This window comes from Streptomyces lateritius (assembly GCF_014649715.1).
Taxonomy (GTDB): Bacteria; Actinomycetota; Actinomycetes; order Streptomycetales; family Streptomycetaceae; genus Streptomyces; species Streptomyces lateritius.
The window spans coordinates 104,161-116,925 of sequence record NZ_BMTO01000004.1 but is presented as its reverse complement, the minus strand read 5'-3'; the positions used below and the strand labels follow the sequence as shown (position 1 = coordinate 116,925).

Here is a 12,765-nt window from a genome sequence, read left to right as displayed (position 1 = left end):
ACGGGCAGTCCATGACCGGGATGAGTGTGGAGCCGTACCGGGAGATCAGGTTCGACAAGGACGGCGACGGGGCGGCCGGGCAGCGCGAGGCGCTGGCGGCGACGGCCGGGCAGGGGGTCACGGACCTGGTGATGTTCGCCCACGGGTGGAACAACTCCCCCTCCGTGGCCGCCCGGCTGTACGCGGCCTTCTTCGCCCCGTTCCCCGGCCTGGTGCGGTCGGGCGTGCGGGTCGGGTACGTGGGGGTGGTCTGGCCCTCCATCATGTTCTCCGACGAGCCGATCCTCGACTTCGCGTCCGTGGCGGCCGTCCACCCGGGCAAGGGGGCGGTGGTGGAGCGGCTCGCCGTGCTGCTGCGGGAGCAGCCGGAGGACGAGGCCGCTTTCGGCGAGTTCGGCGAGCTGCTGCGGGTGCTGACGGACACGAACGGTTCGGCGGCCTTCGTGGAGCGGCCGTCGGGTGGCGCGGAGGGGTCGGCGGGTCCGCCGGTGCCGGACTTCCTTCTCGGGGACCCGGTGGCGGTCTGCGCGATGTTCGCCGACGCCCTGGAGGAGGCGGCCGGGCCGGGGAGTGTGCCCACGCCGCGGGACGCGTTCGGCGGCAGCGGGCTGGGGCGGTACTGGAAGGGCGCCCGGGAGGCGCTGCGCCAGGCCACGTACTACACGATGAAGCGCCGGGCCGGTGTTGTCGGCGAGCGGGGTCTCGGTCCGCTGCTGGGCGGGGTGGCCCGCTCCTCCCCCGGACTGCGCGTCCATCTCGTCGGGCACAGCATGGGCGCCCGGCTCGTCGCGTACGCGCTGCGCGGGCTGCCCGACGGGGTGCGTACGGTCGGGTCGGTGACACTGCTCCAGGGCGCCTTCTCGCACTACGCCTTCGCGGCGAGTCTGCCACACGAGCCGGGCCGGGGCGGCGCGCTGCGTGATCTGCAGCGGCGGGTCGACGGGCCCGTGGTCGGCTGCTACTCGCGGCACGACACCTCGCTCCGGGTGTTCTATCCGCTGGCCTCCCGCCTCGCCCGGGACGCCGATTCGCTGCTCGGCAGCGACAGGCGGTGGGGCGCGATCGGCCACGACGGCATCCAGGCGGTACCGGGCACGGCGGCGCTGACGCTGGCCGGCGCGCTGCGGGGCGGGATTCCGGCGGCGGGGTGTGTCAGCGTCGACACCGCCGAGGTGGTCGGGGAGCACAGTGACATCTGTCATCCGCAACTGGCTCGGCTGGTGACATCGGCGGGACGGATCGGCAGGTGAAACACCCCTGACCGGGCACTCGTCCCAGGCGTACACCGTGCACCACGGGTCCCCCGCCCACCTCTGATGGCCCCCATCGAATTTTGAATGGAACACGACGGGGCAGTCGTTCGTCCATTCCATAACGTCCTTGACGCCGAAGTACAGCAGCGACGGAGGTGCGGAGCGATGGCGGGTTTCCGGAGTCTCGCGAGACAGGTACGTGATCCAGGGTGCGACACGGCGCTGCGGAGGTATTCGCTGCGCAAGTGCCTGGAGCGGTTCGCCCCCTACGGGCACCGCGCGACCTGGCACCATCTGTGCCGCAGGCACAGGTTCGGGCCCGAGGACCGGGAGCTCGATCCACGGCGGCTGGTGGCCGCGCTGGAGGAGCTGGAGGAGGCGCGGGCGGTGTGGCTCGCGTACGAGAAGGAGTTCGCCGCCCGGCGGCGGCGCGAGAAGCACGAGGGGCTGCGCAGGCCCGGGGCGCTCGACGACTGGCACCGGCGGACGTGGGGCGGGAACGGGGTGGCGCGGTGCGACGATCCGGCGCTCCACCCGTCGGAGCCGCTGGCCGTGGTGTTGCGCCGGCTGATCGCAGCGCTGGAGTCGGGGCCCGGGGAGCGCTGTCCGGTGTGCTCGGGGCCCCGCATCGAGTGGCGGCCGGACCTCGAGAACGAGCCGTGGTTCGGGCCGGTCTGCGGGGACTGCGGGGTGGTGGTGCCGAGGGCGGTCCTGACCTCGGGGGCGCTGGCCCGGGCGCGGGGAGAGGCGTTCCCGCGCCTCGCGTCGGTCGCCTGAGGGTACGGAGGGGCGTGGTGCTCCAGGTCTGTCTGAACGGGGGCCGCGGCCCGGGGGATTCGGCTGCCGTGCCGATGTCGCCGGCCGCCATGGCGCAGGAGGCGGCGCGAGCGGTCGCGGCCGGGGCGGCGGACGTCCATGTCCACCCCAAGACGCCCTGCGGCGGCGACACGCTCTCGCCCCGGGTGCTCGCTGAGACGCTGACGGCGATCCGGGCGGCCGTGGACGTCCCGGTGGGGGTGACGACCGGCGCGTGGGCGGAGCCGGATCCGGTACGGCGGGTGGAGCGCGTCCGTGCCTGGACGGTCCTGCCGGACCATGCCTCGGTGAACTGGCACGAGCCGGGCGCCGAGGAGCTGGCGGCGGCGCTCCTGGACCGGGGCGTGGGGGTGGAGGCGGGGCTCTGGTCCGGTACGGAAGGCCCGGCGCGGTTCCTCCGCTCCCCGCTGGCCTCCCGGGTGCTGCGGATCCTCGCGGAGATCACGGACCCGGACCCGGCCACGGCCGGGACGACGGCCCTCGACCTGCTCGCCACGCTCGGCTCCGCCCCCGCCGCCCCGATCCTCCTCCACGGGGAGGACGGCGGCGCCTGGCCGCTGGTGCGCCTGGCCCGCCGCCTCGGCCTGTCGACCCGAATCGGCCTGGAGGACACCCTCCTCCTGCCGGACGGCAGCCCGGCGAGCTCCAACGCCCAGCTGGTCGCGGCCGCGTTCCCGGCGTAGGCCCCTCAGGGTGGCGCCCGGCCAAGAGGGCGACGCTAGCAGAGTCGAAATCCCGTGGCCCAAGGGATTTTCCAACCGGCACAGTGTCCGGCGATGAGAACGCCGACCGAGGCGCCCCAGCCACCTGAGCCGTCCGAACCACCGGAGAGTTGATCATGTCGACGCTGCGCGTCACCGCCGAACCGCTGACCGTCCACGCCCATCCCAACGCCGACGCGCTCGAGCTGGCGCAGGTGGGGCTCTATCGGGCCGTCGTCGCCAAGGGCGCGTACCGCAGCGGGGATGTCGCCGTCTACATCCCGGAGCAGGCGGTGCTGCCGGCCGCGCTCGTCGACGAGCTGGGGCTGACGGGGCGGCTCGCCGGGAAGGCGTCGGACCGGGTCAAGGCGGTGCGGCTGCGGGGCGAGTTGTCGCAGGGCATCGTGTGCCGTCCGAAGGCTCTGGCGGACGTCGACCTGGTCGGGGCGGCCGCCGAGGGGACCGATTTCGCCGACGTGCTGGGCATCACGAAGTGGGTGCCGCCGATACCGCCGACGATGAGCGGGGACGTGGAGTCGGCTCCCGATCTGCTGCCGTGGGTCGACATCGAGAACCTTCAGCGGTACCCGGGGATCTTCGAGCCCGGCGAGCCGGTCGTGCTGACGGAGAAGCTGCACGGCTCGGCCTGCCTGGTGACGTACCTCGCGGAGGACGGGCGGATCCAGGTCTCCTCGAAGGGGTTCGGCGCGAAGGGGCTCGCGCTCCGGGAGGACCCGCGCAACCTGTACTGGCGGGCCGTCCTCGGCCATGACGTCCCGGCGGTGGCGGCGCGGCTCGCCGCACGTCTCGGCGCCCGCCGGGTCGGCCTGTTCGGCGAGGTGTACGGAGCCGGTGTGCAGGACCTCGGCTACGGCGCCGACGCCCGTGGCGAGGGGCTGGGTTATGCCGTGTTCGACGTTTCGGCCGAGATCGACGGCGAGGTGCGGTGGCTGGACCCGGCCGAGGTCCTGGAGCCGGGTGAACTGCCGCTCGTACCGCGGCTGTACACGGGGCCGTACGAACCGGCGAAGGTGCTGGAACTGGCGAGCGGCCGGGAGACCGTGTCCGGGCGGGAGCTGCATCTGCGCGAGGGGGTCGTGGTCCGCCCGGCGACGGAGCGGTACAGCCCCGTCGTGGGCGGCCGCGCCATCGCCAAGGCGGTCAGTCCGGCGTATCTGACCCGCAAGGGCGGTACCGAGTACGAGTGACCCGGCGCCGGAGCGGGGCTGGAGTCCGGCCGTCGCCCACAGGAACCGAGGGGCCCGTCCACGGGGGTGGTGGGCCCCTCTCCCGTGACGTCCCGTCCGCCGCCGCTGCCACGCGCCCCGGCGCTGCGGCCTACGCGCCCCGGCGCTCGGGCAGCAGCCGGGAGCCTGTCATGCGCTCGCCGATCACGTCGTCCGGGTTGGACAGCACGCAGGTCTCCAGCGACAGGCACCCGCAGCCGATGCAGTCGGTGAGATGGTCCCGCAGCCGACCGAGCTGCTTGATCCGCTCGTCCAGCTCCGTACGCCAGGCCGCCGAGAGCCGCGCCCAGTCCTCGTTGGTGGGCGTGCGCTCCTCGGGGAGCTCGGCGAGTGCGTCGCGGATGGTCGCGAGCGGGATGCCCACGCGCTGCGCCGCGCGGATGAAGGCCACCCGGCGCAGGATGTCCCTGCCGTAACGACGCTGGTTGCCACTGGTGCGGCGGCTGGTGATCAGGCCCTTGGACTCGTAGAAGTGCAGGGCGGACACCGCGGCGCCGCTGCGCGCGGACAGCTGGCCGACGGTGAGTTCGTGGATCGTCTCTGGAATCTGCGGCACTCCTCGAACCCTACTGCTCGGCCCTGCCGACCCGTTGACACAGACCCCGACCCCAGCCAGACTAAGCAGTCGCTTAGAAGACAGAGTGAAACCGGGTGAGAGGCAGGGAGCAGGGACATGGCTGAGCCGAGGATCTTCACATCCGCCGAGGAACTGCGCGCCGGAGTCGGCGAGCAACTGGGCCACAGCGACTGGCTGGAGATCGACCAGAAGCGGATCGACCTGTTCGCCGACGCGACCGGCGATCACCAGTGGATCCACGTGGACCCGGAGCGGGCGGCCGCCGGGCCCTTCGGGAGGACCATCGCGCACGGCTATCTGACGCTGTCGCTGCTGCCGGCCCTGGTCCCGCAGGTCATGCGCGTCGAGGGCATGAAGATGGGCATCAACTACGGCACCGAGAAGGTCCGCTTCCCCGCCCCCGTCCCGGTCGGCTCCCGGCTGCGCGCGAGCGCGGTGCTGACGAAGGTCGAGGAGGCCGGCGGCGGCGTGCAGGTGACGGCGACCGTGACGGTGGAGCGCGAGGGCGGCGACAAGCCGGTCTGCGTCGCCGAGTCGGTCTCCCGCTACTACTTCTGAGCCCCCACCATCCGCAGCACGAGGTCGGCGTAGAGCGCGCCGACCTCGTCCGGCGTCCGGCGGCCCTGGGCGTTGAACCATCGGGACACGTCGATGCAGAGCGAGAGGACCGCGACGGTGGTGCCGGCCACGTCCGGTACGTCGAACTCCCCGGCCGCCACACCCTCGTCGATGATCCCGCGCACAGCCGCGTCGGACTCGCGGCGCAGGGCCACGATCTCGGTGCGGTGCTCGGGTCCGAGTGCGTCGAGTTCGTACTGGACGACCCGCGCGGTGGTGTGCCGTTCCGCGTGCCAGCGCACGAAGGACCGTACGGCGTCGGCGAGCCGCTCCCCCGCCGTACCCTCGCCGTCGGCCGCGGCCCGGAGGATCTCCAGGGCCTTGTCGTGACCGATGCGGCTGATCCGGTGGAGCAGCTCTTCCTTGGTCTTGTAGTGGATGTAGAGCGCCGCGGGGCTCATCCCCGCCCGGCCCGCGATGTCCCGGGTCGTGGTGGCGTGGTACCCGCGCTCGGCGAACGCCTCGACGGCCGCGACCAGCAGCCGCCGGGCCGCCTCGGGCGTGACCTCGCCCCACGGCATGTCGTCCTCGCCGCCGGGCGTCTCCTCCGCCGCGTCCGCCGCGTTCATCGCTCGCCCCTTCTCCAGCCGTCAGGACGAACACCATACAACGAAGCTGAGCAAGCGCTTAGAGGTGCGGGGGCCAGAGGTCCCGGGCCCCCCGCGCTCAGAAGGCGGAGACGCCCGTCAGGGCCCGTCCGATGATCAGTTTCTGGATCTGACTGGTGCCTTCGTAGAGCGTCATCACGCGGGCGTCGCGCAGCAGCTTCCCCACCGGGTACTCGTCGATGTAGCCGTAGCCCCCGAAGACCTGCAGGGCGTTGTTGGCGGCCCGCACGGCGGCCTCGGAGGCGTACAGCTTGGCCTTCGAGGCGGCGGTGGCGAAGTCCTGGCCCCGGTCGACGAGGTCCGCGACCCGCCAGGTCAGCAGCCGGGCCGCGTCCACGTCGACGGCGATGTCGCTGATCAACTCCTGGACGAGCTGGTACGAGGCGATGGGCTTGCCGAACTGTTCGCGCTCGCCCGCGTAGCGCACGGCCGCGTCGAGCGCCGCCTGCGCGATGCCGACACAGCCGGCTGCGACCGACATCCTGCCCTTGGCCAGGGCGGACATGGCGAGGGAGAAGCCCTTGCCCTCCGCCCCCATCATGGCGGTGGCGGGCACGCGGACGTCCTCAAGGACCAGCTCGGCGGTCGCCTGGCCGCGCAGGCCGAGCTTGCCGTGAATGGTGCGGCGCGTGAGCCCCGGGGTGTCCGTGGGGACGAGGAAGGCGGAGACGCCCTTGTGGCCGGGGGCGTCGTTCGTCCGGGCGAAGAGCAGGGCGACATCGGCCCAGGTGCCGTTGGTGATGAACATCTTCGAGCCGTTGATCACGTACGCGTCCCCGTCACGGACGGCCCGGGTGGCGAGGCTTCCGGCGTCGGACCCGGTGCCGGGTTCGGTGAGGCCGAAGCAGCCGACGGCGTCGCCGGAGGCGAGCCGGGGCAGCCACTGCCGCTTCTGCGCCTCGCTGCCCCAGGAGGCGATGGTCTTGGCGACCAGACCGAGCGAGACGGAGACGATGCCGCGCACGGAGGAGTCGCCGCGCCCGAGCTCCTCGGTGACGAGGCAGTAGGCGAGGTGGTCGCCGCCGGAACCGCCGTACTCCTCCGTGATCGTGAGCCCGAGGAAGCCGACGTCGCCGAGTTTCCTCACGATCGACTTGTCGACGTTCTCGCCGCGGTCCCACTCCACGACGTGCGGGGTGACCTCGCGCGCGACGAACTCCTCGGCGAGCCGCCGTACGGCTTCCTGCTCCTCGCTCAGCTCCAGATTCACTGCGACACCGACCTTCGGACGAGATTAAATTAGCACTGCTAGTTTCGAGTGCCCGGGCCTACTATGTGCGCCATGGCCCGACCGCGCAAGCCCCTCCTCAGCAGAGACCGGATCGTCGAGACGGCGAGCGCGCTCGTGGACGCGGAAGGGCTCTCCGCCGTCTCGACGCGGCGGCTCGCGGCCGAGCTCGGGGTGAGCGGGCCGTCCCTCTACAACCACTTCCGGACGAAGGACGAGATCCTCGACGCCGTCGCCGACGCGGTCAGCGCGAAGGTCGACCTGTCGATGTTCGAGGAGGGTGACGCGCGCGACTGGCGTACGGCGCTGCACGACTGGGCCGCCTCCTACCGGGCCGCCCTGGCCGACCACCCGAACATCGTCCCGGTCCTGGCTCAGGGGCCGGGCCGCCGCCCGGCGGGCCTTCGCGTGGCGGACGCCGTCTTCGGCGCGATGGTCCGCGCGGGCTGGCCCCCGGCCCAGGCCACCTACATCGGCGCGTTGATGCGGTACTTCGTCACCGGCTCGGCGCTCGGCTCGTTCGCCCGCGGCTTCGTCGACGACGAGACGGCCTACGACCCCGCCGACTACCCCCACCTCGGCCAGGCGCACCTGCTGGCGGAGCACCGGCAGAAGGTCGACGAGGGGGCGTTCGACACGGGACTGCGGGCGCTGCTCGACGGGTTGGCGATGCAGTACGAGACGGAGGCACGGGAGAAGCGGGCGCGGCAGGACTCGTAGCGGCGGGCGGGCCGGTGGGCGCGCAGGGACGGGAGAGGCGCGGGGCGGGAGAGGCGCAGGGACGGGAGAGGCGCAGGGACGGGAGAGGCGCAGGGACGGGAGAGGCGGGAGGTGGACCGTTCGGCCGCCACCGAATCGTTCGTCCCGCACCCTGGTCCCATGGCCCCAAGAGACCTCGCCGCCCTCGCCGCCCTCTTCGCCGACGAGACCCGCGCCGCCTTCCTCCTCGCCCTGCTCGACGGGCGGGCCTGGACCGCCGGGGAGCTGGCACGGCACGCGGGAGTGGCCCCCTCGACCGCCAGCGAGCATCTGGGCAGGCTCGTCGGCGGCGGGGTCCTCGCCGAGGAACGGCAGGGCAGGCACCGCTACGTACGCCTCGCCGATCCCGCCATCGCGCATCTGGTCGAGGAGCTCGCCGCCCGCGCCGAGCCCGCCGTCAAGGAGGCACCGCGGAACCTGCGGGCCGCGAGCGCGGGGCATGCCATGGCACGCGGGCGGACCTGTTACGACCACCTGGCGGGGCGGCTCGGGATCACGATCACCGAGGCGATGACCGTACGCGGACTCCTGCGCCAGGACACCGGGTTCGCGCTCACGGACGCGGGCCTGGAGTGGTTCGGGGAACTGGGGATCGCCCTCGCGCCCCAGGGGCGGCGGCCCGTCGCCCGCGGTTGCCTCGACTGGACCGAGCGCAAGCCGCACCTCGCGGGGATCGCGGGCGCGGCGCTGTGCCGGCACGCGATGGACGCCGGGTGGTGCGTACGGATCGGCTCCGAGCGGGCCGTGAAGGTGACCCCCGAGGGAGAACATGCCCTCCGGCGGACGCTGGGCATCCAGCCGACGATAATTCGGTGAGCGCCGAACGGTCCAGGGCCTACGGTCGCTCCATGACCGACTCCCCCGCGAGCTCCCGGCTCGCCCTCGCCGCCGCCGGTGTCACCGTCGTCCTCTGGGCCTCCGCCTTCGTCTCCATCCGCAGCGCCGGGGCGGCGTACTCCCCCGGCGCCCTCGCCCTCGGGCGGCTGCTCGCAGGGGCGCTCGTCCTCGGAGCCGTCCTGCTGATACGGCGCGAGGGGCTGCCGGCCCGAGGGGCCTGGCCGGGAATCCTGATCTCCGGACTGCTGTGGTTCGGCGCGTACATGGTGGTGCTCAACTGGGGCGAGCAGGAGGTGGACGCGGGCACGGCCGCGATGGTCGTGAACATCGGGCCGATCCTGATCGCCCTGCTCGGTGCCCGCTTCCTCGGGGAGAAGCTGCCGCCGCGGCTGGTCGCGGGCATGGGGGTGTCGTTCGCGGGCGCGGTGGCCGTGGGTCTGTCCATGTCGGGCGAGGGCCACGCCTCGGTCCTCGGCGTGGTGCTCTGCCTGCTCGCCGCCATCGCGTACGCGGGCGGAGTCGTCGCCCAGAAGCCCGCGCTCGCGCACGGGAGCGCCCTGCAGGTCACGACGTTCGGGTGCCTGGTCGGCACGGTGGCCTGTCTGCCGTTCGCCGGGCAGCTGATCGACGAGGCGGGCCGCGCCCCGCTGCCGGCGACCCTGAACATGGTCTACCTCGGCGTCTTCCCGACCGCGCTGGCCTTCACGACCTGGGCCTATGCCCTGGCTCGGACGACCGCGGGCCGGATGGGCGCGACGACGTACGCCGTGCCGGCGCTCGTGGTCGTCATGGCGTGGGTGTTCCTCGGCGAGCTGCCGGGACTCCTGACGCTCGCGGGCGGTGCGCTGTGCCTCGCGGGCGTGGCCGTCTCGCGCTCCCGGCCGAAGCCGGTGAAGGCGACGGCAGGGAGCGCCGATGCGGCCCCGGCCCGGCTCCGGGGCCGGGCCGGGGCCGAGCTCCCGGACAAGGGCAAGGTCTAGGGGTGTCTTGTGGATGCCGGGTTCGCGACGCCTGGCACGCTCGCTCACTGCTCCGGCCTGATCCCCAAGGCATCCCCTAGAAGACCACCAGGGCCCGGCCGCCCTTGCCGGCGATCATGTTGTCGAAGGCTCCCGGAATGCCGTCCAGGGTGATTCGCTCGGTGACCAGGGTGCTCAGGTCGAGGCGGCCGGCCCGGATGTGCTCGGCGAGGACGGGCAGGTCCTTCGCCGGGTCGGAGTTGCCGTACACGCAGCCGGACAGGGTACGGCCCCAGTGGAAGAGCTCCAGGGCGTGGAAGGAGACCTGCTGGTCCTTGCCGCCGATGCCGACGACCGTGGTGCGGCCGCCGCGCCGGGTGGAGTCCCAGGCGGTACGGATGGTGACGGCGCGGCCGACGCATTCGACGGCCACGTCGGCGCCGTGGCCGCCGGTGAGCTTCCGGATCTCCCTGGCGGTGTTCTCCGAGGCGACGACGTACTCGGTGGCTCCGGCGGCCCGGGCCAGGGCCTCCTTCTCGGGCGACACGTCGACCGCGACGATCGTCGAGGCGCCGGCGATCCGGGCGGCCTGGAGCGTGGCGAGACCCACGCCCCCGACGCCGAAGACGGCGACGGACTCGCCCTGACGTACCCGCGCGGAGTGGTGGATCGCACCCCAGCCGGTCAGGACCGCGCAGCCCAGCAGGGCGGCGTCGGTGAGCGGCACTCCGTCCGGCGCGGGCAGCACGCAGCCGGCCGCGACGACGGTCTCCTCCGCGAAGGCGCCGACGTTGAGGCCGGGGTGGAGCTCGGTGCCGTCCTCGGTCACGGCGTGCACGTTCGCCGCGCCCGTGAGGGCGTTGGCGCAGAGCCAGATCTCGCCGAGCGAGCAGGGGTGGCAGGTGCCGCAGGACGGCGCCCAGTTGAGGACGACGGCGTCGCCGGGAGCGACATGGGTGACGCCCTCGCCGACGGAGAGGACCGTCCCGGCGCCCTCGTGGCCGAGGACGGCGGGGACGGGCACGCGCATGGTCCCGTTGGAGAGGGACAGGTCGGAGTGACAGACCCCGGCGGCGGCGAGGCGGATGCGGACCTGGCCGGGTCCGGGCTCGGGCAGTTCGATGTCGGCGATCTCCAGGGGGGAGCCGACGGCGGGCAGTATCGCGGCGCGGATCACGCTCACAACTCCTCGGACGCTCAGAACTGCAGGGACTTGGTCTGGAGGTACTCGGCGAGGCCGTGCGCACCGAGTTCGCGCCCCACGCCCGACTGCTTGTAGCCGCCGAACGGAGCCAGCGGGTTGAACCGGCCGCCGTTGATGTCGACCTGACCGGTGTCCATGCGGCGGGCGAAGGCGACGGCCGCCTCCTGCTCGCCCCAGACGGCGCCGGCGAGACCGTAGACCGTCCCGTTGGCGATGGCGAGGGCGTCCTCCTCGTCCTCGTACCGCAGGATGGAGACGACCGGGCCGAAGATCTCCTCCTGGGCGATGGTCATCTGCGGGGTGACGTCGGCGAAGACGGTCGGCGACACGTAGTAGCCGGTCTCCAGGGGGGCCTCGGGGCCGCCGGCGACGAGCCGGGCGCCCTCCTCGACGCCCTTCTCGATGTAGCCGCGCACCCGCTGCTGCTGCTTGGCGTTGACGAGGGGGCCGACGCGCTCGCCGGGGACGTACTTGGCGACGGCCTCGGCGGCGAGCGCCACTGCCTCGTCGTACTGGTCGGTGTGGACGAGCATCCGGGTCCAGGCGCTGCACGTCTGGCCCGAGTTGGACATGACGTTGGCGATGCCGACGGCGACCGCCTTGCCGAGGTCCGCGCCGGGCAGGATGACGTTCGCCGACTTGCCGCCGAGCTCCAGGGCCACCCGCTTGACGGCGCCGCCGGCGGTGGCGCCGATGCGCTTGCCGACGGCGGTGGAGCCGGTGAAGGAGACGAGATCGACGTCCTCGTGCTCGGCGAGCGCCTGTCCGGCGACCGGGCCGAGGCCGGTGACCAGGTTGAAGACTCCGGCCGGGACGCCGGCCGCGTGGACGGCCTCGGCGAAGAGCTGGGCGGTCAGCGGGGTGTCCTCGGCGGGCTTGAGGACGACGGTGCAGCCGGCGGCGAGGGCGGGGGCGACCTTGGCGACGATCTGGTGGAGCGGGTAGTTCCACGGGGTGATCGCGCCGACGACGCCGACGGGCTCGGCGTGGACGACGGAGTTTCCGACCTTCTCCTCGAAGGGATGGGTCGCGGCGAGTTCCGCGTACGAGCCGGCGACGGCGATCGGCAGGCCGGTGTGGACGGCGGCGGCGAGCTGGGGCGGGGCTCCGAGTTCGGCGGTGACCGTGGCGGCGATCTCCTCCGCGCGGGCGGCGAGGGCGTCGCGCACCGCTCCTATCAGCGCGGCGCGCTCGGCGGGCGGGGTGGCGGCCCAGGCGGGGAAGGCGGCGCGGGCGGCCCGCACGGCGGCGTCGACGTCCTCGGCGGAGCCGGCCGGGACATGGCCGATGACCCGCTCGTCGGCCGGGTTGATGACCGCGATGGTGTCGGAGGAGGCGGCCGGGCGCCATTCCCCGCCGATGTACATCGCGTCGTGGCTCTTCATCCGCTGCTCCTTCGTTACCGGCCGGTTCGTCGTCTCCACCCAAACTAGCGCTGTTAGTTTTCCGGCGCCAGGGGCCCCGGTCGCACGAATGGCGAGGCTCAGAAGTCGGCGCGGGTCGGCTCGTCGAGCCGGGCCACGGACTCCTGCCCGAAGCCCTGCTCGTACGTGTCCCTGATCCGCTCGATCAGCGGGTCACGGAGCCTCGCCTCCGTCGCCGGGTAGAGCAGGATCAGCTCGTACGAACGCTCCCGCTCGATGGTGCCGTTCCGGTCCCGCCACTGTCCACGCCCGTCCTGCACGGTCAGGCCGTCGGGGAAGAGTGGCGTCACCTCCGCGTCGACGAAGGCCATGAACTGCGGGTCGGTGACGTCGGGGCCGCCGTCCGGCCGCTCGGTCCCGAAGAAGAGCCGGGTCTCCACGTACGGCTTGCCCCGGGTCGGCGTCACGGGGACGGGGGTATCCGGCGACTGTTCCCCGAGTGCGGCGTAGGCGGCGGGCGCGCCGAGGGCGACGAGCAACGCGGCGGCGGCGGTGACGAGTCGGGGACGGCCGGCCTGCGGGCGGTGGGGCACG

Annotated in this window: 14 protein-coding genes; 8 read left to right on the top strand and 6 right to left on the bottom strand. The window is 73.1% G+C overall.

The window, feature by feature from the left end:
• The first annotated feature begins 11 nt into the window (after positions 1 to 11).
• From IE136_RS09435 to IE136_RS09420, 4 genes are all read left to right on the top strand, one after another.
• Positions 12 to 1,250 carry a lipase family protein gene (locus IE136_RS09435; protein ID WP_189600090.1) on the top strand — a complete coding sequence of 413 codons (1,239 nt, stop codon included), beginning with the start codon at positions 12 to 14 and terminating at the stop codon, positions 1,248 to 1,250.
• A gap of 168 nt (positions 1,251 to 1,418) precedes the next feature.
• Positions 1,419 to 2,030 carry a hypothetical protein gene (locus tag IE136_RS09430; RefSeq protein ID WP_189600089.1) on the top strand — a complete coding sequence of 204 codons (612 nt, stop codon included), beginning with the start codon at positions 1,419 to 1,421 and terminating at the stop codon, positions 2,028 to 2,030.
• Between the two features lie 17 nt (positions 2,031 to 2,047).
• Complete coding sequence (locus IE136_RS09425; RefSeq protein ID WP_189600229.1) at positions 2,048 to 2,752, top strand: 3-keto-5-aminohexanoate cleavage protein; 705 nt, start codon at positions 2,048 to 2,050, stop codon at positions 2,750 to 2,752.
• 155 nt (positions 2,753 to 2,907) lie between these two features.
• Positions 2,908 to 3,978 (top strand): RNA ligase (ATP), encoded by a 1,071-nt coding sequence (locus IE136_RS09420; protein WP_189600088.1) that lies wholly within the window; start codon positions 2,908 to 2,910, stop codon positions 3,976 to 3,978.
• 130 nt (positions 3,979 to 4,108) lie between these two features.
• On the opposite strand, the gene soxR is transcribed toward IE136_RS09420, so the two are convergent.
• On the bottom strand, positions 4,109 to 4,573 hold the full coding sequence (gene soxR / locus IE136_RS09415; RefSeq protein WP_158985785.1) for a redox-sensitive transcriptional activator SoxR: 465 nt from the start codon (positions 4,571 to 4,573) through the stop codon (positions 4,109 to 4,111).
• A 117-nt stretch (positions 4,574 to 4,690) separates the two neighbouring features.
• On the opposite strand from soxR, the gene IE136_RS09410 reads away from it, so the two are divergent.
• Positions 4,691 to 5,152 carry a MaoC family dehydratase gene (locus tag IE136_RS09410; RefSeq protein WP_158985787.1) on the top strand — a complete coding sequence of 154 codons (462 nt, stop codon included), beginning with the start codon at positions 4,691 to 4,693 and terminating at the stop codon, positions 5,150 to 5,152.
• Here the strand turns inward: IE136_RS09410 and IE136_RS09405 are convergent.
• Both IE136_RS09405 and IE136_RS09400 read right to left on the bottom strand, forming a co-directional pair.
• Positions 5,143 to 5,781 (bottom strand): TetR/AcrR family transcriptional regulator, encoded by a 639-nt coding sequence (locus IE136_RS09405; RefSeq protein WP_158985789.1) that lies wholly within the window; start codon positions 5,779 to 5,781, stop codon positions 5,143 to 5,145. The genes IE136_RS09410 and IE136_RS09405 overlap by 10 nt on opposite strands.
• 97 nt (positions 5,782 to 5,878) lie before the next feature.
• On the bottom strand, positions 5,879 to 7,030 hold the full coding sequence (locus tag IE136_RS09400; RefSeq protein ID WP_189600087.1) for an acyl-CoA dehydrogenase family protein: 1,152 nt from the start codon (positions 7,028 to 7,030) through the stop codon (positions 5,879 to 5,881).
• A 72-nt stretch (positions 7,031 to 7,102) separates the two neighbouring features.
• Between IE136_RS09400 and IE136_RS09395 the strand changes: the two genes are divergently transcribed.
• The 3 genes from IE136_RS09395 to IE136_RS09385 all read left to right on the top strand — a co-directional run bounded on the left by IE136_RS09395 (position 7,103) and on the right by IE136_RS09385 (position 9,624).
• Positions 7,103 to 7,768 (top strand): TetR/AcrR family transcriptional regulator, encoded by a 666-nt coding sequence (locus IE136_RS09395; protein ID WP_158985792.1) that lies wholly within the window; start codon positions 7,103 to 7,105, stop codon positions 7,766 to 7,768.
• 159 nt (positions 7,769 to 7,927) lie between these two features.
• Positions 7,928 to 8,623: an ArsR/SmtB family transcription factor gene (locus IE136_RS09390; protein WP_189600086.1), complete on the top strand. Its 696-nt coding sequence runs from the start codon at positions 7,928 to 7,930 to the stop codon at positions 8,621 to 8,623.
• Between the two features lie 32 nt (positions 8,624 to 8,655).
• Positions 8,656 to 9,624, top strand: coding sequence for a DMT family transporter (locus IE136_RS09385; protein ID WP_189600085.1), 969 nt, complete (start codon positions 8,656 to 8,658; stop codon positions 9,622 to 9,624).
• A gap of 76 nt (positions 9,625 to 9,700) precedes the next feature.
• On the opposite strand, the gene IE136_RS09380 is transcribed toward IE136_RS09385, so the two are convergent.
• The 3 genes from IE136_RS09380 to IE136_RS09370 form a co-directional block, all read right to left on the bottom strand.
• Positions 9,701 to 10,780, bottom strand: coding sequence for a Zn-dependent alcohol dehydrogenase (locus IE136_RS09380; protein ID WP_189600228.1), 1,080 nt, complete (start codon positions 10,778 to 10,780; stop codon positions 9,701 to 9,703).
• 20 nt (positions 10,781 to 10,800) lie between these two features.
• On the bottom strand, positions 10,801 to 12,192 hold the full coding sequence (locus IE136_RS09375) for an aldehyde dehydrogenase family protein (RefSeq protein WP_189600084.1): 1,392 nt from the start codon (positions 12,190 to 12,192) through the stop codon (positions 10,801 to 10,803).
• Between the two features lie 98 nt (positions 12,193 to 12,290).
• Positions 12,291 to 12,764 carry a DUF3574 domain-containing protein gene (locus IE136_RS09370; protein WP_189600227.1) on the bottom strand — a complete coding sequence of 158 codons (474 nt, stop codon included), beginning with the start codon at positions 12,762 to 12,764 and terminating at the stop codon, positions 12,291 to 12,293.
• Position 12,765: the final 1 nt, after the last annotated feature.